The following is a 24,452-nucleotide window of genomic DNA, read 5'->3' on the forward strand; positions in this document are numbered from 1 at the left end:
ATGTGGCGTGTTTTCGGCGTTATGGACGCCTTACGGATTAGTACCACCCGCGAAGTGAAGGTACTTTTTAACTGACGATCAATGGTGGCTTTCCACAAGAAGGCAGCGCAGCCTTTGGAAATCCTGTCCGCACAGGATCCGCGGGCAGCTTCACCAGATGTTGGACCAGCTTTCGACAGAGGCCCCGATGCCTCATGAGGAGACTCCATGACTGAAACCACCAGCGCAACCCTGCGCCATGCCGGCGGCGAGCTCGAACTCCCGCGCATCAAGGTTGTAGAAGGAAACGAAGGCTACGACGTTTCCAAGCTGCTGAAGCAGACCGGCGCCGTCGCCTTCGACCCCGGTTTCATGAACACCGCAGCCACCACCTCGGCCATCACCTACATCGATGGTGACGCTGGCATCCTGCGGTACCGCGGCTACCCGATTGAGCAGTTGGCCCAGCACTCGAGCTTCCTGGAAGTCTCCTACCTGCTGATCTACGGCAACCTGCCGACCCCCACCGAGCTGGAATCCTTCGACCAGAGGATCCGCCACCACACGCTGCTGCACGAGGAGCTCAAGGGCTTCTTCAGCGGCTTCCCCCGTGACGCGCACCCGATGCCCGTATTGTCCTCGGCCGTGTCCGCGCTCTCGACGTTCTACCAGGACTCGCTGGATCCGTTCAACGCGGAACAGGTGGAAGTGTCCACCATCCGTCTCATGGCCAAGATGCCGGTCATCGCCGCCTACGCCCACAAGAAGTCGATCGGGCAGCCGATGCTGTACCCGGACAACTCGATGAACCTGGTGGAGAACTTCCTGCGCCTCAGCTTTGGCCTGCCGGCCGAGCAGTACGAGGTGGACCCGGTTATCGCCAAGGCCCTGGACCTGCTGCTGATCCTGCACGCTGACCACGAGCAGAACTGTTCCACGTCGACTGTCCGCCTGGTCGGCTCCTCGAACGCCAACCTGTTCGCGTCCGTCTCCGCCGGCATCAACGCCCTCTTCGGCCCCGCCCACGGTGGTGCCAACGAGGCAGTCCTGAAGATGCTGCGCCAGATCCAGGCCGACGGCATCAAGCCCGAGGACTACATGGAGAAGGTCAAGAACAAGGAGGACGGCGTCCGCCTCATGGGCTTCGGGCACCGTGTCTACAAGAACTATGACCCGCGCGCCAAGATCATCAAGGCCACCGCCCACGAGGTCCTCAGCAAGCTCGGCGGAAATGACGAGCTCCTGGACATCGCCATGCGCCTTGAAGAGAAGGCCCTGGGCGACGACTACTTCATCCAGCGCAAGCTCTACCCCAACGTGGACTTCTACACCGGCCTGATCTACAAGGCCATGGGCTTCCCCGAAAAGATGTTCACGGTGCTGTTCGCAATCGGACGCCTGCCGGGCTGGATCGCCCAGTGGCGCGAGATGATCAGCGACCCCAACACCAAGATCGGCCGCCCGCGCCAGCTCTACGTCGGCGAGCCGGAACGCAACTACCCGTCGCTGTAGCCCGCCCGCCTGCCACGGCAGGCACGGGACAGCAAGCACGACGCCGGCCGCGCACCTCCTTGAGGCGCGCGGCCGGTGTCTTTCTCAGGTTTCGCTGCGCCGCTGTGACCTGCACCACGTGCCCGGGGGCGCCGGTGTGCCCTCAGGCGGCGGCGGCACGGACGTGCTAAAAAAGACCAGTGCCTAAATTTGTCGACGCCGTAATCCGGCGCCAGGAAGTAGTTGACGCGGTCTTCAGGATCATCGCCGCGGATGGTCTTGAGCGGGCCTCCCTGCGGGAGGTCGCAGATGAAGCGCAGCTGGCCGTCGGCTCGGTGCGGCACTATTTCGCCAGCAGCGACGAGCTCCTGACCCACGCGTTCGCCGTGGTGGTAGACCGGATCGTCGGACGCCTCACGGACGCGGACTCCTTGCTGGGCGACCTGCTGCCAGGGTCGGCGGAGCACCAGGCTGCCCTCATGGCACTGCTGGGTGAGTTTCTTCCGGTGGACGAGGAACGGGCGGTCGACGCCTGCGTCTGGATGGCCTTCAAGAATGCGGCCCGGACCAAGCCGTTCCTGGCCGCCGAGGCCGACCGGAGCCATCGCGCGGTGGCAGCAGTCGTGGGCGGACTTATCCTGGGCCTGGCAGCCGGCGCGATCGACCCCAGCGCCACCGACGCCGATGGCCCCGCCAGAGTCGACCAGCAGGTGCTCGTCACCGAGGCGGAGCTGCTGCTGGCCGTCCTGGACGGTCTGACGATGCACGCCCTCCTGCAGCCCGAGTGGATGACGGCTTTGATGTGCAAGGACGTCCTCGAAGCCCATCTTGAGGGCCTGAACCGCAGGCTGTCGGCAGGGCAGCTTGCCGTTAACGCGTCATAACAACAGGAATAGACTGAGATAGTACGTCTTGCCAAGGGAGGCAATTGGATGCACCACACCGGCGGACCTGGCTGGCGGATCACGATGGATACTTCTGGTCCCATGCTGATTGCCCTTTACGTTCGTGACGCTGCCGGTCTGGACACTGCGGGGCACCCGGCGCTGTGCCACGCGGCCCCGAAGATCCGCGCCGCGGACCACTCTCATCTGATCGCCGAGGTTGGCGGCCCGGCGGCGCTCAAGACCGAATGGGAGGCCTGGTGGGAACAGCTGCTGAAGGCCTATCCGGAAATGTCCCCCGAGCTCTCCCCGCCGGGTTTCCGTGCCTTCGGCAATTCGCCGGCGCTCCGGCGCGTGCTGCAGGCCCACTTCGGGGCGGCCCTGACATGGGCCCGGGAACGCCGCGCGGAATACCTGGCCCTCGAGGCGGAGCGCGAAGCCAACGGCAACAACGAACTGCTGGCCGACATGGTGGAGGACCGCCTGCTTGACGTGGGACGCGCGTCAAAGGATTTCGGCCTGACGATCATCGAACTCCCGCTTGCGGAGCCGCGGGCCTGGTACCTGGAGCCCGACAAGATCATCATGAGCCGCGAGCTGTTGTCCCAGCCGGAGCTGTTCCGCAGCTACGTGCAGCCGGTGGTCGACCTACTGGTCTGAATTCGTGCAGCCCGCCGGGGCTCAGGCGCCGGGCGCGCCGGCGACGGTTACCCGGACCTGGCCGGCCGGGACTGAAGCCGGCTGCCAGCCGTCGCGGGACTGCCGGTTCCAGGCCCGGCCGTCGACCTCGACGTTGGTGATGGCGAGCTCCTTGGCGTTGGCCACTGCCCACTGCCCCACAGCCCAGGCCTGGGTTCCTTCGGCATCGACGAGCAGCGTCCGGCCGTTGGTGGACGTCTGGACGTCCCCAAGCGCAGCGGTCAGCTCTGAGGTGACGGCAGCGGGATCCCCGGCGGTGTCGGCGGACCGCAGCGAGCAGTCCAGGCCTGCGGGCGTCTGGCCGCTCAGGGCGGAGGCGAACGCACGGGCCATCGGCTCATGCTGGGCATAGGCGTCCGGGTATGCCGAGCGTTGGACCTGCTGGGCGGCATCGGTGATCTCCAGCGACTCGTACCCGGAGATCTCGACGAGCGCATCGTAGAAAGCATTGCTGGCGTGGTAAGGGTCCATCACCTGCGCCGTGGTGCCCCAGCCCTGGGACGGCCGCTGCTGGAACAATCCGCGCGAGTCGGGGCCGGCCTGGTCGCCATGGCCGATGTTGCGCAGTTTGGATTCCTGCATCGAGGTGGCCAGCGCGATGCTGGCGGCCCGGGCGGGAAGCCCGCGCCGGACAGCGACGGCGGTGATGAGCGAAGCGTTGGCCGCCTGGTCGGTGGCGAGGTCATCGCCTCCGCTGCCCGCGGCCGTGCAGCGTTCGGTGATCAACGTTTCCGATCGCTGCAGGAACGCCACCGCGGTGTAGATCGCGCCGGCGACCATCACTAGGGTCAGCAGAAGGACGATCCGGCGCCGCCAGCTCCCTCTTCGTGCCACGAACTTACTCCCTCAGGCCCCTGCGGGCTGCGTCTTCGGCTGCTTCATCGTTGGGGGTTGACCCCGCCGGGCGGTCTTCGCCGCCCGCCATACCGTACCAGCCGGTGCGGTCAGTTGGCGTGCAGGGCCTCGTTGAGCTCCACGGTCTGCCCCTTGCGGGGGAGGACCTCAACCTCGCCGGTGGTGGAATTGCGGCGGAAGAGCAGGTTCGGAACCCCGGAAAGCTCCACGGCCTTCACGATCCGGCTGGTGTCTTCACCGTCGGCGTCCTTGGGGCCGATCACACGCACACGGGTGCCGGCGGTGACGTAGAGCCCGGCTTCGACGACGGAATCGTCGCCGATGCTGATGCCCACGCCGGAGTTGGCGCCGAGGAGGACACGCTCGCCGAGGGCGATCTTTTCCTTGCCGCCGCCGGAGAGGGTTCCCATGATCGAGGCCCCGCCGCCGACGTCGGACCCGTCACCGGCGACGACGCCGGCCGAGATCCGGCCCTCGACCATGGAGGTACCCAGCGTTCCGGCATTGAAGTTCACGAAGCCCTCGTGCATGACGGTGGTGCCTTCGGCCAGGTGCGCACCCAGCCGGACCCGGTCGGCGTCGGCGATCCGGACGCCGGAGGGAACCACGTAGTCGACCATGCGCGGGAACTTGTCCACACCGAAGACGGTGACGGCGCCGCGCTTGCGCAGGCGCGCCCGGGTCAGTTCGAAGTCCTCCACGGCGGCGGGGCCGAAGTTGGTCCACACCACGTTGGGGAGCTTGCCGAAAATGCCGTCGAGGTTGATGCTGTTGGGCTGGACGAGCCGGTGGGAGAGCAGGTGCAGGCGAAGGTAGGCGTCCGCCGTGTCCGCGGGTGCTTCGTCCAGGTTGATCTGGGCGAAGACAACCTTCTGCTCGGTGCCCCGGTCCGGGTCGATGCCGCCGGCGGCGATGTCGATCAGCGACTGGTCCGCGTTCTCGAGCTCGCGCAGGTGCTCCTCCGCGATTCCGAGCGCGGGCGCCGGGAACCATACGTCCAGCACGGTGGCATCACCGTTGCGGGTGGACACGGTGGCCACGCCGTAGCCGAAGGCGGAGCGGGCGTCGGTGGGCACAGCGGAAGCAGCAGTCTCAGTCATGGCCCAAGTCTAACGAGAGGGCCCGCGGGCGCTGAAACGTGAGACGCCCAAGTGACAGGAGACGCTCGCCACCTATGCATGGGGACGGCACCTGTTGCGGCCCCGCGGGAAGGCGAACAGATAAAGTGGGACGGTGACCCCCACGAACCCGCGCACCCCTGCCACTGCCAGCGTCCCTGTCCGCACTCCGGTCCACTTGGACCTCCGCCAGGACGTAGCCCTGCTCACAGCCGCCCTGATTGACATCAACAGCGTCTCCGGCAACGAAAAGGTCCTGGCAGACGCCGTGGAACATGCCCTGCGCCTGCTGCCGCAGCTGGAGCTGGTCCGCGACGGCGATTCGATCATCGCCCGCACCAACCTCGGCCGCACCGAGCGCGTCATCCTTGCCGGGCACCTGGACACCGTGCCGCTCCCCATCACCGAGGGCTCGCTCGGGACCGTGCCGGCGTACTGGCCCTCCGGGGCCCCGGGGGAGGGGATCCTCTACGGCCGCGGCGCCACCGACATGAAGGGCGGCGTCGCCGTGCAGCTGGCGCTGGCCGCCACCATGTTCGACGCCGGGGCGGCGCCGGACAAGGACGTCACGTTCGTCTTCTACGACCACGAGGAAGTCGAGGCCGTGAAGAGCGGCCTCGGCCGGCTGGTGCGCAATCACGGATCCCTGCTCGGCGGCGACTTCGCGATCCTGCTCGAGCCAACCGACGGGACGGTGGAGGGCGGCTGCAACGGCACCAGCCGCTTCGAGGTGACCATGCGCGGCGAGGCTGCCCACTCGGCCCGGGCCTGGATGGGCAGCAACGCCATCCACGCCACGGCCCCGATCCTGGCCCGGCTGGCGGCGTATGAGCCGCAGACCGTGACGGTTGACGGCCTGGACTACCGCGAAAGCCTCAACGCCGTGAAGATTAACGGCGGCACGGCCGGCAACGTCATTCCGGACAAGTGCGTGGTGGAAATCAACTACCGCTTCGCGCCGGACAAGACCCCGGACGGGGCCGAGGCCGTCGTGCGCGAACTGCTGGACGGATTCGACGTCGTGCGCACCGACAGCGCCGCCGGGGCGCGGCCGGGACTGCACCACCCCGCCGCCGCGTCGTTCGTCGTCGCCGTGGGCGCGGAGCCGAAGCCCAAGTACGGCTGGACCGACGTCGCACGGTTCAGTGAGCTCGGCATTCCCGCGGTGAACTTCGGACCCGGCGACGCGCTGCTGGCGCACAAGGACAACGAACACGTCGAGGCAGACGCCATCAGGGAATGCCTGCGGGCGCTGCGGATCTGGCTCGGCGCCTAGCAGCGCACAGCGCAAGCCAAGCACGCACGAACGGGGCAACGGCACGCAGGAAGCCCGCAACGCACAAAGGGTCCGGAACCTCCGAGAGGTTCCGGACCCTTTGTGGGTGGACGGGCTTTACTTGGCCGCAGGGATCCCGGCGACCGGCACGTGCGCCACGCCGCCGGCGGCCCGCTTGGAGCCGCGGCGTTCGAGCCAGATGGCCAGGCGGGAGACCGCCAGGTCGATCGCGATGTAAATGGCCGCGGCCACGAAGAACACCGGGAACAAGTACTGCGGGCCCAGGAAGTCGGCCATGACCTGCACGGCCCGGAGCAGCTCGCCGTAGGCGACGATGTAGCCGAGCGAGGTGTCCTTCAGCAGCACCACGAGCTGCGCGACCAGCGAGGGCAGCATGCGCCGAATGGCCTGCGGCAGCTCGATGGTCAGCCGGCACTGGAAACTGGTGAGGCCGATCGCCAGGCCGGCCTCACGCTGGCCCTTGGGCAGCGACTGGACGCCGGCACGGATGATCTCGGCGAAAATCGCCGAGTTGTAAAGGACCAGGCCGGCGACCACGGCGATGAATGAGCTGGTGGCAAAGACGAGCAGCACGAACAGCATCATGAGCACCACGGGCATGCCGCGCAGGAATTCCAGCACGATCCGGGTGGGCACCCTGACCCAGGCGTTGTCCGAGATGCGCAGCAGGCACAGGAGCAGGCCCAGCGGGAAGGCAATCACGGCCGCCACCGCCGCGGCGGCGAGCGTGGCGCCGATGCCGGCGGCGATCAGGGCCCAGACCTCGGGCAGCTGGAAGACCGCCCAGCGTTTGGGGTCGAAGATTCCCTGCTGGGCGAGGGTCATGACTGCCAGGACGAGGAGGCCGCCGATCACGATCACGCCGATGATGGAGCCGATCAGCGAAATCCGACGGGCTTTGGGGCCGGGGACGTCATAGAGAACTGAGCTCATCGTGCGATCGCCACCTTTCGTTCAACGACGCTGGCGAGGTAGCCCAGCGGGATGGTTATCAGCAGGTAGAAGAATGCGACGCCGACCAGAACCCACATGACGGCGTCGCCGTTGGCGTTGGCCAGCTGCTTGCCCTGGCCGAAGAGTTCCAGCACATAGAACGCGCCGGCCACAGAGGAGTTCTTGACCAGGGCGATCAGAATGTTGATCAACGGCGGGATCACGGTGCGAAGGGCCTGCGGCAGAATGATCAGGGAGAGCACCTGGCTGAACTTCATGCCGATGCTGCGGGCGGCCTCCGCCTGGCCCACCGGGACACTGTTAACGCCGGAGCGCACGGCCTCGGCGATGAAGGCAGAGGTGTAGGCGCTCAGGGCGATGATGGCGGCGACCTCGAACTGCTGGAACGTGACGCCGAGGCGCGGCAGAACCACCGCTGCGAAGAAGAACGCGATGGTCAGCGGGGTGTTCCGGACGATCTCGACGTACGTCATGCTGAAGCCGCGCAGCGCGGCGACGGGCGAGACGCGGGCGGCCGCCAGCACGGTGCCGAAGATCAAGGCGATAATCCCCGAGACCACGGACAGGAAGAGGGTTCTGAGAAAACCGTCCCAATACTGGGGGAGGTTTTCAATGATGACGTCCATAAGTTCCTTCAGCTGCGTTGAGGGGATTCCAGGCGAAAGACGGGAGTGGCGGCCGCCGGGCTGCGAAAGATACGCAGTCCCGGCAACCGCCACAGCCGACTAGTAGCGGTCGATCGTGGGAAGCTCGGGCGCGGTCTTGATGACGGTGCCGGCCGTGTCTTCCCAGGCCTTCTTGTAGGACCCGTCCTTGTCGAAGGCCTCCAGCTGGTCATTGATCCACATGCGGAACGCGGTGTCGTCCTTCTTCAGGCCAATGCCGTACGGCTCCTTGGTGAAGGTCTGATCCGATGCCAGCTTGAAGGCGTCCGGCTCCTTGGACACGAAACCGGCAAGGATGACGTTGTCGGTGGTGACCGCTTCAACCTGCTTGTTCCGCAGCGGCTCCAGGCAGGCGGAGTAGGTCGCAGCCGGCACCAGCACTGCTCCGTACTTCTCGACGATCGTCGAGGCCGGGGTGGAACCGGTCACGGAGCAGACGTTCTTGCCCTTGACGTCCTCGGGCTTGGTGATGGAGTTGTTGTCCTTGTTCACCATGAGCGCCTGTCCGGCCTCGTAGTACGGTCCGCCGAAGTCGACTTCGGCCTTGCGCTTGTCATTGATGGTGTAGGTGGCGACGATCATGTCCACCTTGCCCTGCTTGATGAATTGCTCGCGGTTGGCGGAGACAGTTTCAACCCACTCGATCTTGTCGGCGGGGATGCCCAGCTTGGCGGCAATGAGCTTGCCCATTTCGACGTCGAAGCCGATCGGCTTGCCGTCGAGGCCTTTCTGGCCGAAGAGCGGCTGGTCGAACTTGGTACCGATGGTGATCTTGCCCGCGGATGCAAGCTTGGCCATGGTGGAATCGGCGGCAAAGCTCGGCTTCTCTGCTACGGGCGGGTTGGTGGTCGTGGAGGTGCTGCCGCCACAGGCGCTCAGGCTGAGCGCCAGTGCTGCGGAAGCGGCAACCAGAAGGGATTTCCTTCGGGTCAAAAATGCCTTCATGACATTCCTTTCATTGGGCGGCCGCCGTCCGGCGGCCAGGGTGCGAACTCGTAGTCGGTCAGTGTGTCAGCAGCTTGGACAGGAAATCCTTGGCCCGGCTGCTCTTGGGGTTGTTGAAGAACTCCTCCGGGGTCGCGTCCTCGACGATCTGGCCGTCGGCCATGAACACGACGCGGTCCGCCGCCTTGCGGGCGAAGCCCATCTCGTGGGTGACCACGATCATGGTCATACCTTCCTTGGCGAGCTGGATCATGACGTCCAGGACCTCGTTGATCATTTCCGGGTCGAGGGCCGAGGTGGGCTCGTCGAACAGCATCACCTTTGGCTTCATGGCCAGGGCGCGGGCGATTGCAACGCGCTGCTGCTGGCCACCGGAGAGCTGAGCCGGAAGTTTGGGGGCCTGATGCCCGACGCCGACGCGTTCCAGCAGTGCCATGGCGTCCTTGTCTGCCTCGCCCTTGGAGACGCCCTTGACCTTGATGGGGCCGAGGGTCACGTTTTCCAGGATGGTCTTATGGGCGAACAGGTTGAAGGACTGGAAGACCATGCCGACGTCGGCACGCAGTTTCGCCAGTTCCTTGCCCTCCTCGGGCAGTTCCTTGCCATCGATCTTGATGTCGCCGTCGTCGATGGTCTCGAGGCGGTTGATGGCGCGGCAGAGCGTCGACTTGCCGGAACCCGAGGGGCCGATGACAACAACAACCTCACCCTTGCGGACGTTCAGGTTGATGTCCTTCAGGACGTGCAACTGGCCGTAATGCTTGTTCACGGCCTTCAGGGAGACGAGGGCATCGCCGGGCACTTGAGTAGTCATAGAACGAATCTAGCGAAGATTGACGCAATATGACCGCAATCACTCGGTTTAGTGCAGATCGTGATTCAAGAGATACCTGCACGTCAGCGTCGCCTGCGGGGCGTCCGCCGGCCTCCCTGCGGCCTCCCGCCCCGGTCCCCGGCCGCCGCCTGCTGCCGCTCCCGCGTCGACGCGCCGACGCGGCGTCGGCCGAGTTCCGCGCTAGCCTATGGGCATGAGTACCGATCCGCAGCACGGCCCCAAGCAAAACGCAGAACAGCAGCCCGCCGGAAAGCCGGCCCGCGAGGCCCGCACCACCCCGGCGCCCAACGGTATCCGCCACAAGGGCCCGCTTGAGCTGCGCCGCAAGGCCGCGAAGGTCACGATGTCCGATCAGACCTTGCTGGACACCAAGGGACCGGGCCAGTTCATCCACACCGACCCCTGGCGCGTCCTGCGGATCCAGAGTGAGTTCGTGGAAGGATTCGGCGCCTTGGCCGATCTCGGCCCGGCGGTCAGCGTCTTCGGCTCCGCCCGCACCGTGCCGGGGAGCCGGAACTACGAGCTCGGCGTCGAGGTCGGACGCCGGCTGGCCGAGGCCGGACTGGCCGTGATCACGGGCGGCGGACCCGGGTCGATGGAGGCCGCGAACAAGGGCGCCGTGCAGGGCAATGGCGTCTCCGTGGGACTCGGGATCGAACTGCCCTTCGAGCAGGGCATGAACCAGTGGGTGGACCTGGGCATCAACTTCCGGTACTTCTTCGCCCGCAAGACCATGTTCGTCAAGTATGCCCAGGGCTTCATCGTGCTCCCCGGCGGCCTCGGCACCCTGGATGAGCTCTTCGAAGCCATGGTCCTGGTCCAAACCCGCAAGGTCACGTCCTTCCCGATCGTGCTGCTGGGAACGGCTTTCTGGAGCCCTATGCTCGCGTGGGTCCGGGACACACTGGTCGCGGAGGGGATGGTTTCGGCCGAAGACCTGGACCTCGTGCAGGTGGTGGATGACCCCGCGCTGGCCGTCGAGCTGGTCGTGGAGGGCGCCGCCCGACACCGGAACCCGAACAGCGGCTCCACCAACGGCGGCGGCACCGTGAGCACCAAGGGAAACGGCTAAGGAACGCGGGGCTGACCCGTCCGGCCGCCGGCGTCTGGCACGATGGTCTAGTGAGTCTCTTCCTGGTCTTCCTGGCGATTGTGCTGATCGGCGTCGCCGTCCTCCTGGGCACCGGCCTGGCGCCGAAAATCTTCCGCCGACACCGGGACGGCGGTGCCGGCGAGTCCTTTGACGACGGTTTCGATGAGCCGGTCGCATCCCTGCCGCCGGTGCTGCTCCCCGAGCGCGCGGCCGCGGCGGATATCGACCGTCTGCGCTTCGCCGTCGGACTCCGCGGGTACCGGATGGACCAGGTGGATCAGGTCCTCGATGATCTGCGGGACCAGATCATCGCCAAGGACCAGAAGATCGAGGCCCTCGGGGAGGAACTGGAACGCCTCCGTCCGCCGACCGAAGAGCGTCCGTGAGCCACGTGGAAGACCCGGAGACTGTCGCCGAGCCTGAGGCCCTGAAACCGCAGGGATTGAACGCGGCGCTGTGGAGCCGCATCGCGGCCGCGGGCGCCCGTATGGCGCGGTGGCCGTGGTGGGTGCAGGTCGCCGGCCTGTACATCGCCGCCCGGCTGGTGAGCGCCTGCATCTTCATGGCTGCCGCCCTGCACCAGGGCGTGAATCCGTGGTTTCCCGCCAAGCCCGACTATTGGAACTTCATCAATATCTGGGACGCCCGCTGGTATGCCGAAGCGCTCCAGGCAGGGTATCCGGCGCTTCTGCCGACCGACGACGCCGGCACCGTCCAGGAGAACACGTGGGCCTTCTACCCCCTGTTTCCCGTGCTGGGCCGGGTGGTTTCCGGGCTCACAGGCACGGGTCCGGCGTGGTCGCTGACGGCCATTGCCCTGGTCTCCGGGATAGGCGCAGCCCTCGTGGCGTACAGGATTTTCCGGCACCGGGCCACGCACCGCTCAGCGCTCTGGGGGACCGTGTTCCTGGCGACTTTCCCGGTGGCGCCGGTCCTGCAGGTGCCTTACGCCGAATCCCTCAACCTGCTGCTGCTAGGCGCCGCGCTGCTGCTCGTCATGGAGCGCCGGTACCTGTGGGCCATGCCCGTCGTGGTCCTGATGTGCCTTTCCCGGCCAACCGGGGTTCCATTTGCCGTGATGCTGGGGCTGTTGTTGCTCTACCGCTTCTGGCAGCGCCTCGCGGCGCCACGCCTCACTGCGCAGGGCTTCGCCACGCAGGGCCCCACTGCGCAGGGTCTCACAACGCAGCGCCCGGACGGCGTTGCCGTCCCCAGCAACCCGGAGCTCTGGTCCCTGGCCGGCCTCACCGCCGTCAGCGGCATTGGCGCGCTGCTGTGGCCGGCCATCGCCTGGGCCGCGACCGGCGATCCGGGCGCCTACACCAAGACCGAAACCGCATGGCGCGGCGATGACCTGGTGCCGTTCAAGCCGTGGTTCGACGCCGGCATCATGCTGTTCGGGCCGACGCTCGGCGTGCTGGCACCCTTCGTGTTCGTTGCCGCGTTCACCCTGTTGATGATGTCCCGGCCCGTGGCCGCCCTTGGCACTGAACTGAGGCTCTGGTGCTGCTGCTACATGGGGTACCTGCTGGTCTTCCTGCACCCCCAGACCAGCACGTTCAGGATGCTGCTGCCGCTGTTCCCGCTCGCCCTCAGCGCCGCCCTTCTCTCGCGTTCCCGCGCCTACCGCGGTGCCGTGGTGGTCATGTTCGTGCTGTTGCAGATCGTGTGGATTGTGTGGCTGTGGGCGTGGGCGCAGCTGCCGGGCGGAGGGGACTATCCGCCGTGACGCACAGCACCATTTCGCGGTGCCGGACCGGCGTGGCGGGACGCGCTGGAAAGTCCAACGATTAGCTACGTGCGCATTGTTACGCGATAATAGAGGGTAAGCAAGGACAGAAGCACACTGAATAAAAGCAGACTGAGTATTCGGAAGCGATCTATTTGTGAGTTTGCCTGTCACGGCGGCCTGGAGGGCTGCCGGGCGGCTTGATTGGCCAAGCGGACGCAGCCCGGCCGGGCTGGTATGTCAGGGACTAATGGAGGGGATATTCCTTATGGCGGCAATGAAACCACGCACCGGCGACGGCCCAATGGAAGTGACGAAAGAGGGACGAAGCCTGATCATGCGTGTTCCGCTCGAAGGCGGGGGGCGGCTTGTAGTCGAACTCAATGCCGCTGAGGCGACAAACCTCAAGGAATGCCTCGTCGGCGTCACCGAATAGCGTCACGCCAAGAGCTTCGCAAAAGGGCGGGGTCCCGGCCAACAGGCTGCGGACCCCGCCCTTTTCTGTCTGCGCTTGACCTCTGCGTCGTGGCGGCGACTCTTTGGCTGCTGTTTCTTGGGCTGCTACTTCTTGACGGCGATCAGCAGGCCGTCGCCGGTGGGCAGCATCGCGGAGGCAAGGCGGTCGTCGTCGCGGATGGACTTGCCGATCTGGCGCAGCACCACCGTGGTGGCTTCCCGGGCGGCCGGATTCGCGACGCGGTCCTTGTCGAGGGCATCGTTGACGATCAGCAGGCCGCCGGACTTGAGCAGCCGCACGGCCTGTTCCACGTAACTGGGGTAGCTCGGTTTGTCGGCGTCGATGAACACAAGGTCGTAGGCCCCGTCCGTAAGGCGGGGCAGGACATCGCCTGCCCGGCCCGAAATGGTGCGGGTGCGGTTGGCGGGGCTGCCTGCTTCCTGGAACGCTTCGCGGGCGGCCTTGAGGTGTTCGACGTCGACGTCGATGGTGGTCAGGACAGCCTGCGGGCCCAGCCCGCGCAGGATGCACACGCCGGACACTCCCGCGCCGGTGCCGATCTCCACCGCGGTCTGTGCCTTGGACGCCGCCGCCAGCACAGTCAGCACGGCGCCCACGCCGGGACCGATCGGGGTCACGCCAAGCTCGAAAGACCGTTCGCGCGCGTGCAACAGGACCTCATCCTCGGCAGGCAGATCTTCTGCGTAGGACCAGCTCGTGGACTTATCGGCGCTCATGGGATATCGCTTTCTGGGCGGCAGGGGAGTGTTCACTACAGCGTACTGTGTCCGGCGGGACGGGACAGGGAGGCGCCAGCACCGTGGCCCCGGCAGGAGGGGAGCAGTTCTGCCTTCGGCGGAAGACCGCGATGGATCAGGAAATTCCCAGCTTATTTTGAAATGATGGGTATCCGCTCATCCGCGTGGTGATCGGCGTCGAATGAAGGGTGCAGGAACCTGTGCGAGCAGGCACAATTCAGGCGTAGGTACCATCCATGAGGGGAGCGGACGATGTCGATTCTGGCACCTGTCCCGGCAACTGAGGCAACTGATTCAACCGGCCAGTCACGGACCGCGGCGGAAGCCGAATGGGTCCGGCCGACCTGGGAGGAAGTGGTGACGAACCACTCCGCCAAGGTCTACCGCCTTGCGTACCGGCTGACCGGAAACAAGTACGACGCCGAGGACCTCACCCAGGAGGTGTTTGTCCGCGTCTTCCGTTCGCTGGAGAACTTCAAGCCGGGCACGCTGGACGGCTGGCTGCACCGGATCACCACCAACCTGTTCCTGGACCAGGCGCGGCGCAAGAGCAGGATCCGCTTTGACGCCCTGGCCGATGACGCCGAGTCGCGGCTGCCGGGCCGGGAGCCCGGGCCGGAGCAAAGCTTCGAATTCAACAACCTCGACGTCGATGTTCAGGCGGCGCTCGAGGAACTTCCGCCGGACTTCCGCGCCGCCGTCGTGCTGTGCGACCTCGAGGGGTTGTCCTACGACGAGGTCGCCGCCGCGCTGGACATCAAACTCGGGACCGTCCGGTCCCGGATTCACCGCGGCCGGACCATGCTGCGTGAAAAGCTCGCGCACCGCGACCCGCGTCCGGCGCAGACGGCCAAGCAGTCCCTCAAGCCGCGGCTCAAGATGCCGCGCATCGCCGGCCTCCTCTGAACCTGTCAATGGGTTTGCTGAGACGTTTACTGGGAGGCTCTGGCTGCGGGTTCTGGGGCAGGACCGGCCGTGCCAGGATCGGCGCTACGAAATGGGCCGCCGGCCGCCATGATCATGTGGAATCGTGCGCCGAATGCCGTGCCCGGCAACAGCGCGAGCGCCAGTACCTCGAGAAGCTCCGCGGCGCCGCCGTGCCCGAGGCCAGCGAGGACCTGACCGCGCGGCTCCTGGCCCGGACCGGGCAGTTGGCCGCGGAACGCGCGGCGGCAGAACGGAAAGCCCCAGCGGAGCCGGAACGGACAGACGCGGAACAGACGGCCCTGGAACGGGCAGCGCCGGAACGGGCAGACGCGGAACGGACAGACCCCGCAGACACGGCGGCGACGGAACAGGGCGGTACCCCTCGGTGGCCGTCAGGGCAGTTCCCCGCAGAATACTCCGTGCCGGAGCGGGCAGCGACCGCCGGAACGGCAGCCGGTAGCGCCGCCGCCCGCTCACAGGGCGAACGCCGCCGCGGCTCCCGCCTGCCAGTGCTGGCAGTCGGAGGAGCCGTCGCCGCCTTGGCCCTCATGACCGGAACCGCGTACGTCATGGGAGGCGACGACGCAGTCCCCGCCGACGGCGCGGGGGCTTCCGCCCTCGCGAACCCGGACATCGCCGGGCTGCCCGCCAGCCGTGAATCGCTCGGTGCGGGGGAGCTGTTCGACGCCGGCGGATCGGGCAGCCCTGGCGTCCCCGGGGCAGAGGGAACCGAGCCCCGTGTTGCGTTCGGCCTGGGCGGTGAGCCCGACTTCACCCCCGGCGGGACGCTGAGCACCGTGCAGCTTGCCGCGTTCCGCTCGCAGGGATGGACATGTCCGGAGCTGCATGACCTCGGATTCCACCTCATCTGGGCCCGCGCCGGCGCCATCGCCGGCAACGAGGTCCTGGAGCTTCGCCTCACGGACGGCCGGCACTATGCCACGGTCCTCGAACAGCACGCTGCGACCCGGGGCCCGGGTACGGCGCCCGCACCCGCCCGGGGCGAAGTTTCACCCATTAACGTGCTGACCGGACACGCCGCCGTGGCGGACGGCTTCACCCCGGCCAAGGCCGGCACGCCGTCGGGCGTACCCGAAACCGGAAATGGCACCCTTTGGGTCAACCCTGCCCCGCCCTACCGGGCCATCTACCAGACCTCCGCGGCCACGTACACGTACATTTCGGACCTGCCGGCCGAGCAGGCCGACGACGGCGTCGCCGCGCTCACCCGGGTCAGCAGCGGCACTGCGGTGCAGGCATCACGGAACGGAATTCCGGAGCGGATCGAGCGTGGACTGAGCCGAATCCTGGAGCACCTGGCCCCGTGAGGCAGGGACGGGCCGGACATGGTCGGCATTCGGCCTTCGCGAAGTCGTCGCCAGCCCGAACGAGAGGGTAATCTTCCTAAAGTGCTTGGAATCAATGGACCGGAGTTCTTACTTCTGCTGATCATCGGCCTTCTGGTGATTGGTCCCAGCAGGCTGCCCGAATACACCCAGAAACTTGCCAATATCGTCAAGGAAGTGCGCCGGATGGCGTCCGGTGCGCGGGAACAGATCAAGGAAGAAGTCGGCATCGACATCGATGAGGTCGACTGGAAGAAGTACGATCCCCGGCAGTACGATCCCCGCAGGATCATCAAGGAAGCGCTCCTGGACGACGACACCAAGCCGGTGAGCACGGGAGCCCCCACCACGGTGTCCGCGGCCGCCGCCGCCGCGACGGCGGTCGCAGAGCGCCGTCCGGCGCGGGTTATCGAGCGGCTGCCCGAAGGCGAACCGGCACCCTTCGACTCAGAGGCGACCTAGGACCCCCAGAGGCGCCTGTGCCCTGATGGCGGGGTCCAGCCACGACGCCGGGCCCGGGCGGCAGCAGCCACCAGCGGGCGCCGTCAGCGGGGCTGCAGGCCCAGCGGCATACCCTTGAGTCCGCGGGGAACGGACGCCAGCTTGCCGGCGATTCCCGCCAGGGCCACGGCCGCAGGCGTCTCCGGACGGCCCAGCACCAGCGGCACCCCGGAATCCCCTCCTTCACGCAGCAGGACTTCGAGGGGAATCTGGCCCAGCAGGGGCACGTCCTCACCTACGGTGGCCGAGAGGCGCTCGGCGAGCACGGCGCCGCCGCCGCTGCCGAACAGTTCCATCCTGCCGCCGTCGGGCATTTCCAGGTATGACATGTTTTCCACGACGCCGGCCACGGTCTGGCCCGTCTGGGTCGCGATCGCGCCGGCCCGCTCGGCAACATCCGCGGCGGCCGCCTGCGGCGTGGTCACGACGAGGATCTGTGCCTTGGGCAGCAGTTGGGCGACGGAGATCGCGATGTCACCGGTGCCCGGGGGCAGGTCCAGGAAGAGGGCGTCGAGGTCGCCGAAGTAGACGTCCGTGAGGAATTGCTCGAGCGCCCGGTGCAGCATCGGGCCGCGCCAAGCCACGGGCTGGTTCCCGGTGACGAACATGCCGATGGAGATCACCTTGACCCCGTAGGCAACCGGCGGCAGGATCATATCGTCCACCCGCGTGGGGGCCTGCGTGATGCCCATCAGTCCCGGAACGGAGAAGCCGTAGACATCCGCGTCCACGATCCCGACACGGAGGCCCTGGGCAGCCAGGGCGCACGCCAGGTTGACTGTCACCGAAGACTTGCCCACGCCGCCCTTGCCGCTTGCGACGGCGTACACCCGGGTCAGCGAGCCGGGCGCGTTGAACGGGATGCCGCGCTGGCCGCCGGCGCCGCGCAGTCGCTCCTTGAGCGCGTCGCGCTGCTCCTGCGTCATGACTTTCAAGTCCACCTCGACGCCGGTGACGCCCGGGACGGCGGACAGGGCCGCCTCGGTGTCGGCTGTGATGGTGCCGCGTAACGGGCAGCCCGCGATGGTCAGAAGTACCACGATCCGCACGCGGCCGCCGTCGGTGATCTCCACGGACTCCACCATGCCGAGCTCGGTGATGGGGCGGCGGAGTTCAGGGTCGATCACGGTGGCGAGTGCGCCGTGCACGGCCTGGTCCAGGGACGTACGGTCTAGCGGGGTGCTCATGCGGGCGATGCTCAGCTTTCGGGGATGGTGCGGTGTGCGGGCTGGCGGACGGGGTCGGAAATGGCCTCCGAAAGGTTCTCCGGCTTGCCCTGCGGCGGCTTCTCCCGCTTGGCCTCGGAAGGGTTCCCCGGTTTGTCCCCGGCAGGCTCCTTCGCCGGTTCATCCCGCTTGCCGCCCGCCTTAACGCGCGGGATCTGCTGGGTCCGGGGGCTCCGCTGCTTGTCGCGCCGCTCCTTCATCTTCTCCTTGACCTTATCCCGCGGGGTCTCGTGGACGCCGGCGGAAGGATCGTGGTTGCGCAGTTCCTCCTGGGCCTCCAGCATGTCCTCCAGCAGGCTGCGCAGCTCGGCGCGGACGTAGTCGCGGGTGGCGACCTCGCGCAGCGCGATGCGCAGGGAGGCAAGTTCCCGGGTCAGGTATTCGGTGTCGGAGAGGTTGCGTTCGGCCCGCTGGCGGTCCTGCTGGAGCGAGACCTTGTCCCGGTCGTCCTGGCGGTTCTGCGCGAGCAGCAGCAGCGGGGCGGCGTAGGAGGCCTGCAGGGACAGCATGAGGGTCAGCAGCGTGAAGCCGAGTGCCCGTGAGTCGAACTGCCATTCCTCCGGAGCCCACGTGTTCCAGCCCAGCCAGAAGAGGCAGAACACGGTCATGTACATCAGGAACTGGGGCGTGCCCATGAAACGGGCGAACCCTTCCGTGGCATGGCCGAAGGCGTCCGGGTCGGGACGGAAATTGGGCAGGATCCGCTGCCGTCCGCTCAGGGGCGTGTCGAGGCCGCCGGTTGTCCTGTTGCCAGGACGGACATTGGAGGTCCGTGGTGCTGTGGGATCAGCCAATGCGGCCTCCAAGCTTCCTTATCGGGGCGTCGTCATCGTGGGCGCGCCAGTCGTCCGGCAACAGATGATCAAGCACGTCGTCAACAGTCACCGCCCCCACAAGCCGTCCGTCCTCGTTGACAACGGGGAGTGAGTTGAGGTTGTACGTTGCCAGCGTGCGGGCGACCTCGCTGATGTGGGCCTGGTCGGAGACCGGTTCCAGGTTCTTGTCCACCAGGTTCCCCAGCGGTTCCGGCGGCGGAAAGCGCAGGAGCTGCTGGATATGGACGACGCCGAGGAAACGTCCCGTCGGGGTCTCCAGCGGTGGCCTGGCGACGAAGATTGAGGACGCAAGAGCGGGGGAGAGCTCCTCCCGGCGGACGTGCGCGAGTGCCTCGGCGACCGTTGCTTCCGGGGGCAGGATTACCGGCACGGGCGTCATGAGCCCGCCGGCGGTGTCCTCGTCGTATTCGAGCAGGCGGCGGACGTCCTCAGCGCCCTCGGGTTCCATCAGCTGCAGGAGTTCCTCGGCCTGCGCGCTCGGGAGCTCGGCAAGGAGGTCCGCGGCGTCGTCGGGGTCCATTTCCTCGAGGACGTCCGCGGCGCGGTTGACGTCCAGGGCGGAGAGGATCTCCACCTGGTCACCTTCCGGCATCTCCTGCAGGACGTCCGCGAGCCGCTCGTCCTGGAGTTCGCTGGCAACCTCGAAGCGGCGCTTGTCGCTCATTTCCTGCAGGGCTTCGGCGAAGTCGGCCGGCTTGAGGTCCTCGTGCGTGGCCACGAACTGGGTGGCGGCCTGCGGCTCGGTCTTGGCGCCCTGCAGTGCATCGGCCCAGTCGATGATCATGGTTTCGTTGCGGCGCAGCCGGCTCAGCGGCGAGAGGGAGTGGCCGCGGCGGACGAAGAGCTTGCTGACGAACCAGTCGCCGGAGCGATGCCGGTCCATGGCGATGTCCTCGATGGTCGCATCGCCGCTGCCGTCCGCGAGGGTCACCCGGCGGTCGAACATTTCCGCCACCACGAGGGTTTCCGCGCCGCGCTGTTCGAAGCGGCGCAGATTGACCAGACCGGTGCAGATGATCTGGGTTTGGTCGATGGACGTAATCCGGGTCATTGGGACGAACACGCGCTTCTTGCCGGGGACCTCGACGACGATGCCCACCACGTGCGGGGCGCCCCTGGTTCCGCGGGAGAGCACCACGACGTCGCGCAGCCGGCCCAGGCGGTCGCCCAATGGGTCGAAAACGTCCAGTCCGAGGAGGCGCGCGACAAACACTCGCGAAAGATTCGTGCTCACTCCTACAGGCTACCGAGTCTGCTCTCTTTTAGCTGAATTTCCAGCCGCACACCAGCCGGATAGGTGAGAATGGGCTTATGTCAAACATTTTTGGTCCCAGGGCCGGTGCCCCCAACGGTTCGGACGAGGCCCGAGCCGTCCCGAGAGGCGACGTCGTCGGTTCCTACAACTCCTACCTGGATGCCCAGAAGGCGGTGGACTATCTGGCTGACCAGCAGTTCCCCGTGCAGATGGTGTCGATCGTGGGCAACGAACTGAAGATGGTGGAGCGGGTGACTGGCAGGCTGACCTACCCCCGCGTCGCCCTGTCCGGCGCCCTCAGCGGCATGTGGTTCGGCCTGTTCGTCGGCGTCATGCTGTCCTTCTTCTCCACGACCCCCGGCTATTTCTCGATTGTGACGTCCGTGCTGATGGGTGCCGCGTTCTTCATGCTGTTCGGCATCGTCACCTACGCCATGCAGCGCGGCAAGCGTGACTTCACCTCAACGAGCCAGGTGGTGGCGACCAACTACGACGTCGTGGTCTCCTTCGAGGCCGCCGGCGAAGCGCGGCGCCTGCTCCACCAGCTGCCCATGACGCCGCATGACGCGTCCGGTGCAACGGCCGGCGGCTACGCGCAGCACGACTACCGTCACCAGGAACCGCAGCAGCCCAGCCCGCAGCAGTCCGGGCAGCAGGGCCATGCGCCCCAGCGTCCCGCGGGCTGGAACGATCCGTACGGCCAGAGGACGCCGGAGACCGGCGGCGAGCCAGCCGGACAGTATCAGGGCGGTGTGCCCCAGCAGGAGGGTGCCGCAGGCCCGGCCCAGCCGGCACCGGCCACGGAGGAGACAGCCCGGCCCGCTGGCCGGGTCTCGGGTGTGACCTATCCGGACCTTCCGGACGGCCGCCCGCAGTACGGGGTCAGGGTCACGGACAGCGACAAGCCCGCGCCGGGCCAGGATGACCAGCAGCACTGATTCCGGCACTGATTCCAGACGGCACTGATTTCGGGCAGTAAAATCAGGCAGCAAAAGGGGAGGGTCCCGGATGTCCGGGACCCTCCCCTTTTCTGGTCTAAGCCTTTTTCGGAGCTACGCCTTCTTGATTTACGGCGTCTGGCCGTCCACCTCCAGGTAGATGCCCGCCATCCAGGACTCGACGTCGTCCGCCTTGCGCGGCAGTGCAGCGCTGAGGTTGACGGGGCCGCCGGCCGTCATAAGGATGTCGTCCTCGATCCGGACGCCGATGCCGCGATATTCCTCGGGGATCCCGATGTCTTCACTCTTGAAGTACAGGCCGGGTTCGATCGTGAACACCATTCCGGGCGTGAGCACGCCGTCGAGGTAGAGTTCCCGCTTCGCCTGGGCGCAGTCGTGGACGTCGAGGCCGAGGTGGTGGCTGGTGCCGTGCGGCATCCACCGGCGGTGCTGCTGGCCCTCGGTGCTGACGGCTTCCTCCACGGAGACGGGCAGGAGGCCCCATTCGGCGAGCCGTTCCGCCAGGACGGTGGTGGCTGCGGTGTGGATGTCCCGGAACTTGGTGCCCGGCTGGGCAGCGGCAAAGCCGGCGTCGGCGGCGTCGAGCACTGCCTCGTAGACCTTGCGCTGGATCTCGGAGAACTTGCCGTTGGCCGGCAGCGTGCGGGTGACGTCGGCCGTGTACAGGGAGTCGGCCTCGACGCCGGCGTCCAGCAGCAGCAGTTCACCGGCATTGACCTTGCCGGTGTTCCGCGTCCAGTGCAGCACGGTGGCGTTGTTGCCTGAGGCGGCAATGGTGTCGTAGCCGAGCTCGTTGCCTTCCTCGCGGGCCCGGGCGAAGAACGCCCCTTCCACCACGCGCTCGCCGCGGTGGTGGGTCAGCGCCCGGGGAAGAGCCTTCACGACCTCCGTGAAGCCTGCCACGGTGGCGGCGACGGCGGTCTTCATCTGTTCGATTTCCCACTCGTCCTTGAGGAGGCGCAGTTCCGAGAGGGCCTCGGTGAGCTTTTCGTCCAGGGCGTCGAGCACGCTCAGGTCAAGGTTGTCCGGGTCCTTGGCCGTGTTGTAGCGGGCTGTGTCCACGAGGGCGTCGATGTTGTCGTCAACCTTGCGGACCAGCCGGATGGAGATCCCGCCGATTTCGGGCGCACCGACGTTCTTGGTAATGGCGAGTTCGAGTTCGGCTATGTCCGCGGTGGCCAGTCCGAGCTTCGCCTGGAACTCGGCCAGGGTCGGGCGTGCGCCGATCCAGAACTCCCCGGAGCGCGAATCAGCGTAGAACTGCTCGGTGTCGCGGCCGGCCAGTGGGCGGAAGTACAGGGTGGCGTGGTGGTTTCCGCCGTCGTCGCCCGCGCCCTCCGCCACCGGTTCCAGGATCAGGACCGCATCCGGTTCGTGGTCCAGGCCGAGGCCGGTGAGGTGCGCGAAGGCCGAGTGCGGCCGGAAGCGGTAGTCGCAGTCGTTCGAGCGGACCTTCAGCGGGCCGGCGGGGATGACCAGGCGTTCACCTTTGAACTGGCCTGAGATGGAGCGGCGCCGGGCTGCGGCGTGGCCCGCGACGGCGTCCCGTTCGGGGAGCTGTTGCGTGGCCGGCGCCCAGTTGCTGGCCATGAAGGCCTTGAAAGCGTCGGAGCTGGGCCGCTGCGAGCGGTTGTTGACGCGCTCTTCGAGGGGCTCGGAAGCGGAGATTAGGGTGTTATCTGCATCGTTCACCGTCCCATAGTCTCACCAGCGCCGCGGCTTAGGCCAACGGCGCGCTCGCGCTGCAGGGCGGCTGCGGGGCCCTGACACGAAGGAGGCGGGGCTTTGGATCCGGCCATCTACTAGGCTGGTGAGGTGAGGATTGACCTGCATGCGCACTCCAACGTTTCCGACGGCACCCAGGCGCCGGCTGACGTCATGGAGTCCGCAGCCGCTGCCGGCCTCGATGTCATCGCCCTGACCGATCACGATTCCACTGCCGGGTGGGCCGAGGCCGCCGCCGCTGCCCGGAAAACCGGGGTCGCCCTGGTCCCGGGCATGGAGATCTCGTGCCGCACGGCGGAAGGCATCAGTGTCCACTTGCTCAGCTACCTCCACGACCCCGCGCATCCGGGACTGCTTGAGGAAATCACGAAGTCAAAGGATGCCCGGCACACGAGGGCACAGCGGATGGTCACCCTTTTGTCCGAGGACTACCCGCTGACATGGGACGACGTGATCCATCACGTCGCGCCCGGCGCCACCCTGGGCCGCCCGCACATTGCCGACGCGCTCGTCGCCGCCGGCGTGGTGGAGGACCGGGCCGAGGCCTTCGGTTCCATCCTCACCTCACGATCGCGCTACTGGGTCCAGCACTACGCGCCGGAGCCGGCGCTCGCCGTCGAACTCGTCCGTGCAGCAGGCGGCGTCCCGGTGTTCGCCCACCCCGTCGCCTCTGCCCGCGGGCGGATCGTGGGGGAGGAGACCTACCGGGAGATGATCGACGCAGGGCTGGCCGGCCTGGAAATCTACCACCGGGACAATCCCGAGGAAGGCCGTAAGTTCCTGCGCCGCATCGCCGAACGGTACGGCCTGCTGGTCACGGGGTCTTCCGATTATCACGGCGCAGGCAAGCCCAACCTGCTGGGGGAGAACCTGACCTCCGCGGAAGTCTTTGCCCGGATCGAGGAACTGGGTACTGGCTCGTCCGTGGTCCGCTGAAGGCCCGCGACCCGGCGTTGCGCTATCACTTTGCGGCCCCTAGAGGCCGGAATAGCCGCCACAAGTGATAGCGCAACGGGCGGAGTGGCGGGTCAGGCGGGCGGCGGGGTCAGGCCGTCGGGAACGACGTGAACTGCGCCTTCGCGGCCAGGCGCTTGGCCATGACGTCGATGGCCGGCTGGTTCTGGTCCACGCACACGAACCTGCGGTCGAGTTTCGCGGCCACGGATCCGAGCGTGCCGGAACCGGCGAAGAAGTCCAGGCACCAGTCGCCGGGCCGGCTTGAGGCCGCAACCACGCGGCGGATGAGCCCCTCCGGTTTCTGCGTCGGGTAGCCGGTCTTCTCCTTGCCTGTCGGCGAAACGATCGTGTGCCACCACACGTCCGTGGGAAGCTTGCCGAGCTCGCGCTTGGCGGGGGTGACAAGTCCGGGCGCCATGTATGGCTCACGGTCCACCTCGGCGCTGTCGAAGTGGTACTTCGCCGGGTTCTTGACGTAGACAAGGATGTTGTCGTGCTTGGTGGGCCAGCGGTACTTGGCCCGCGCACCGTAGTCGTACGCCCAGATGATCTCGTTCAGGAAGCATTCCCGGCCGAAGATCGCGTCCAGCATGACCTTCGCGTAGTGCACCTCGCGGTAGTCCAGGTGCAGGTACAGCGTGCCGTCGTCGGCCAGGAGCCGCCAGGCCTCCACGAGCCGGGGCTCGAGGAAGGACCAGTAGTCGCTGAACGCGTCGTCGTACTTATGCAGCGCACCCTTGATGGTGTCGTAGGACCGGCCCTTGAACCCGACGCGGTCACCCTCGCCGCCGGCGTTGAGCACCATCTTGGTTTCCTGGCGCCGCTGGACCCTGCCGGTGTTGAAGGGCGGGTCCACGTAAATCAGTGTGAAGGCGCCGTCCGGCAGCGTGGGGAGGTATTCCGCGTTATCCGCGTGAACCACCAGGTTGCTGCCGTCCGGCGCCCAGACGGTGTCAGTCAT

25 protein-coding genes are annotated in these 24,452 nt (G+C 66.9%); 13 read left to right on the forward strand and 12 right to left on the reverse strand.

Annotated elements, in window-relative coordinates; genetic code table 11:
* The first annotated feature begins 207 nt into the window (after nt 1-207).
* The 3 genes from MRBLAR12_RS10325 (at nt 208) to MRBLAR12_RS10335 (ending at nt 3,014) form a co-directional block, all read left to right on the forward strand.
* Complete coding sequence (locus MRBLAR12_RS10325; RefSeq protein WP_028275687.1) at nt 208-1,491, forward strand: citrate synthase; 1,284 nt, start codon at nt 208-210, stop codon at nt 1,489-1,491.
* A gap of 179 nt (nt 1,492-1,670) precedes the next feature.
* Nucleotides 1,671-2,354, forward strand: coding sequence for a TetR/AcrR family transcriptional regulator (locus tag MRBLAR12_RS10330; RefSeq protein ID WP_229995012.1), 684 nt, complete (start codon nt 1,671-1,673; stop codon nt 2,352-2,354).
* A 48-nt stretch (nt 2,355-2,402) separates the two neighbouring features.
* The gene (locus tag MRBLAR12_RS10335; RefSeq protein ID WP_364745712.1) at nt 2,403-3,014 is read left to right on the forward strand and encodes a hypothetical protein; all 612 of its coding nucleotides are present in this window, start codon (nt 2,403-2,405) and stop codon (nt 3,012-3,014) included.
* Nucleotides 3,015-3,035: 21 nt separating this feature from the next.
* On the opposite strand, the gene MRBLAR12_RS10340 is transcribed toward MRBLAR12_RS10335, so the two are convergent.
* Nucleotides 3,036-3,887 (reverse strand): hypothetical protein, encoded by an 852-nt coding sequence (locus tag MRBLAR12_RS10340; protein WP_414645488.1) that lies wholly within the window; start codon nt 3,885-3,887, stop codon nt 3,036-3,038.
* A 110-nt stretch (nt 3,888-3,997) separates the two neighbouring features.
* A complete protein-coding gene (gene dapD, locus MRBLAR12_RS10345) occupies nt 3,998-5,008 on the reverse strand; it encodes a 2,3,4,5-tetrahydropyridine-2,6-dicarboxylate N-succinyltransferase (protein ID WP_229995010.1) in 1,011 nt (336 codons plus the stop codon).
* 133 nt (nt 5,009-5,141) lie between these two features.
* Between dapD and dapE the strand changes: the two genes are divergently transcribed.
* On the forward strand, nt 5,142-6,302 hold the full coding sequence (gene dapE / locus MRBLAR12_RS10350) for a succinyl-diaminopimelate desuccinylase (protein WP_414645489.1): 1,161 nt from the start codon (nt 5,142-5,144) through the stop codon (nt 6,300-6,302).
* Between the two features lie 117 nt (nt 6,303-6,419).
* Here dapE and MRBLAR12_RS10355 read toward each other — a convergent pair whose 3' ends face one another.
* From MRBLAR12_RS10355 to MRBLAR12_RS10370, 4 genes are all read right to left on the reverse strand, one after another.
* Entirely contained in the window at nt 6,420-7,256 is an 837-nt protein-coding gene (locus MRBLAR12_RS10355) for an amino acid ABC transporter permease (RefSeq protein WP_229995009.1), read from the reverse strand.
* On the reverse strand, nt 7,253-7,903 hold the full coding sequence (locus tag MRBLAR12_RS10360; protein ID WP_364745716.1) for an amino acid ABC transporter permease: 651 nt from the start codon (nt 7,901-7,903) through the stop codon (nt 7,253-7,255). The genes MRBLAR12_RS10355 and MRBLAR12_RS10360 overlap by 4 nt, the downstream gene beginning before the upstream one ends.
* A 99-nt stretch (nt 7,904-8,002) precedes the next feature.
* Nucleotides 8,003-8,887, reverse strand: coding sequence for a glutamate ABC transporter substrate-binding protein (locus tag MRBLAR12_RS10365; protein ID WP_364745719.1), 885 nt, complete (start codon nt 8,885-8,887; stop codon nt 8,003-8,005).
* A gap of 58 nt (nt 8,888-8,945) precedes the next feature.
* The gene (locus MRBLAR12_RS10370) at nt 8,946-9,701 is read right to left on the reverse strand and encodes an amino acid ABC transporter ATP-binding protein (RefSeq protein ID WP_364745722.1); all 756 of its coding nucleotides are present in this window, start codon (nt 9,699-9,701) and stop codon (nt 8,946-8,948) included.
* A 208-nt stretch (nt 9,702-9,909) separates the two neighbouring features.
* Here MRBLAR12_RS10370 and MRBLAR12_RS10375 point away from each other — a divergent pair, with 208 nt between their 5' ends.
* From MRBLAR12_RS10375 to MRBLAR12_RS10390, 4 genes are all read left to right on the forward strand, one after another.
* On the forward strand, nt 9,910-10,794 hold the full coding sequence (locus MRBLAR12_RS10375) for a TIGR00730 family Rossman fold protein (protein WP_229995005.1): 885 nt from the start codon (nt 9,910-9,912) through the stop codon (nt 10,792-10,794).
* Nucleotides 10,795-10,844: 50 nt separating this feature from the next.
* The gene (locus tag MRBLAR12_RS10380; protein ID WP_364745725.1) at nt 10,845-11,201 is read left to right on the forward strand and encodes a DivIVA domain-containing protein; all 357 of its coding nucleotides are present in this window, start codon (nt 10,845-10,847) and stop codon (nt 11,199-11,201) included.
* A 101-nt stretch (nt 11,202-11,302) separates the two neighbouring features.
* Nucleotides 11,303-12,544, forward strand: a complete 1,242-nt coding sequence (locus MRBLAR12_RS10385) for a hypothetical protein (protein ID WP_229995015.1) — start codon at nt 11,303-11,305, stop codon at nt 12,542-12,544.
* A gap of 268 nt (nt 12,545-12,812) precedes the next feature.
* Nucleotides 12,813-12,980, forward strand: coding sequence for a DUF3117 domain-containing protein (locus MRBLAR12_RS10390; protein ID WP_079550332.1), 168 nt, complete (start codon nt 12,813-12,815; stop codon nt 12,978-12,980).
* A 125-nt stretch (nt 12,981-13,105) separates the two neighbouring features.
* Here the strand turns inward: MRBLAR12_RS10390 and MRBLAR12_RS10395 are convergent, their stop codons facing one another.
* Nucleotides 13,106-13,738: an O-methyltransferase gene (locus tag MRBLAR12_RS10395; protein ID WP_229995003.1), complete on the reverse strand. Its 633-nt coding sequence runs from the start codon at nt 13,736-13,738 to the stop codon at nt 13,106-13,108.
* Nucleotides 13,739-14,011: 273 nt separating this feature from the next.
* Between MRBLAR12_RS10395 and sigE the strand changes: the two genes are divergently transcribed.
* The 3 genes from sigE (at nt 14,012) to MRBLAR12_RS10410 (ending at nt 16,494) form a co-directional block, all read left to right on the forward strand.
* A complete protein-coding gene (sigE, locus tag MRBLAR12_RS10400; protein WP_229995002.1) occupies nt 14,012-14,665 on the forward strand; it encodes an RNA polymerase sigma factor SigE in 654 nt (217 codons plus the stop codon).
* Between the two features lie 116 nt (nt 14,666-14,781).
* Nucleotides 14,782-16,014, forward strand: coding sequence for a hypothetical protein (locus tag MRBLAR12_RS10405; RefSeq protein WP_364745730.1), 1,233 nt, complete (start codon nt 14,782-14,784; stop codon nt 16,012-16,014).
* 81 nt (nt 16,015-16,095) lie between these two features.
* Nucleotides 16,096-16,494, forward strand: coding sequence for a Sec-independent protein translocase TatB (locus tag MRBLAR12_RS10410; protein ID WP_229995000.1), 399 nt, complete (start codon nt 16,096-16,098; stop codon nt 16,492-16,494).
* Between the two features lie 83 nt (nt 16,495-16,577).
* On the opposite strand, the gene MRBLAR12_RS10415 is transcribed toward MRBLAR12_RS10410, so the two are convergent.
* From MRBLAR12_RS10415 to MRBLAR12_RS10425, 3 genes are read right to left on the reverse strand one after another with little or no spacing between them, the layout of a single operon-like run.
* Nucleotides 16,578-17,720, reverse strand: coding sequence for an Mrp/NBP35 family ATP-binding protein (locus tag MRBLAR12_RS10415; RefSeq protein ID WP_229994999.1), 1,143 nt, complete (start codon nt 17,718-17,720; stop codon nt 16,578-16,580).
* A gap of 11 nt (nt 17,721-17,731) precedes the next feature.
* Complete coding sequence (locus tag MRBLAR12_RS10420) at nt 17,732-18,565, reverse strand: DUF1003 domain-containing protein (RefSeq protein ID WP_414645490.1); 834 nt, start codon at nt 18,563-18,565, stop codon at nt 17,732-17,734.
* Nucleotides 18,546-19,829, reverse strand: coding sequence for a magnesium transporter MgtE N-terminal domain-containing protein (locus tag MRBLAR12_RS10425; protein WP_229994998.1), 1,284 nt, complete (start codon nt 19,827-19,829; stop codon nt 18,546-18,548). The genes MRBLAR12_RS10420 and MRBLAR12_RS10425 overlap by 20 nt, the downstream gene beginning before the upstream one ends.
* Nucleotides 19,830-19,906: 77 nt before the next feature.
* Between MRBLAR12_RS10425 and MRBLAR12_RS10430 the strand changes: the two genes are divergently transcribed.
* Nucleotides 19,907-20,788 carry a general stress protein gene (locus tag MRBLAR12_RS10430; protein WP_364745734.1) on the forward strand — a complete coding sequence of 294 codons (882 nt, stop codon included), beginning with the start codon at nt 19,907-19,909 and terminating at the stop codon, nt 20,786-20,788.
* A gap of 129 nt (nt 20,789-20,917) precedes the next feature.
* Here MRBLAR12_RS10430 and MRBLAR12_RS10435 read toward each other — a convergent pair whose 3' ends face one another.
* Nucleotides 20,918-22,501 carry an aminopeptidase P family protein gene (locus tag MRBLAR12_RS10435; protein WP_364745737.1) on the reverse strand — a complete coding sequence of 528 codons (1,584 nt, stop codon included), beginning with the start codon at nt 22,499-22,501 and terminating at the stop codon, nt 20,918-20,920.
* Between the two features lie 123 nt (nt 22,502-22,624).
* Here MRBLAR12_RS10435 and MRBLAR12_RS10440 point away from each other — a divergent pair, with 123 nt between their 5' ends.
* On the forward strand, nt 22,625-23,470 hold the full coding sequence (locus MRBLAR12_RS10440; RefSeq protein ID WP_364745740.1) for a PHP domain-containing protein: 846 nt from the start codon (nt 22,625-22,627) through the stop codon (nt 23,468-23,470).
* Nucleotides 23,471-23,579: 109 nt separating this feature from the next.
* Here the strand turns inward: MRBLAR12_RS10440 and MRBLAR12_RS10445 are convergent, their stop codons facing one another.
* Entirely contained in the window at nt 23,580-24,452 is an 873-nt protein-coding gene (locus MRBLAR12_RS10445; RefSeq protein ID WP_229994994.1) for a DNA-methyltransferase, read from the reverse strand.

Origin of the sequence: Arthrobacter sp. LAR12-1-1.1 (assembly GCF_040676555.1) — a bacterium.
Classification (GTDB): Bacteria; Actinomycetota; Actinomycetes; order Actinomycetales; family Micrococcaceae; genus Arthrobacter.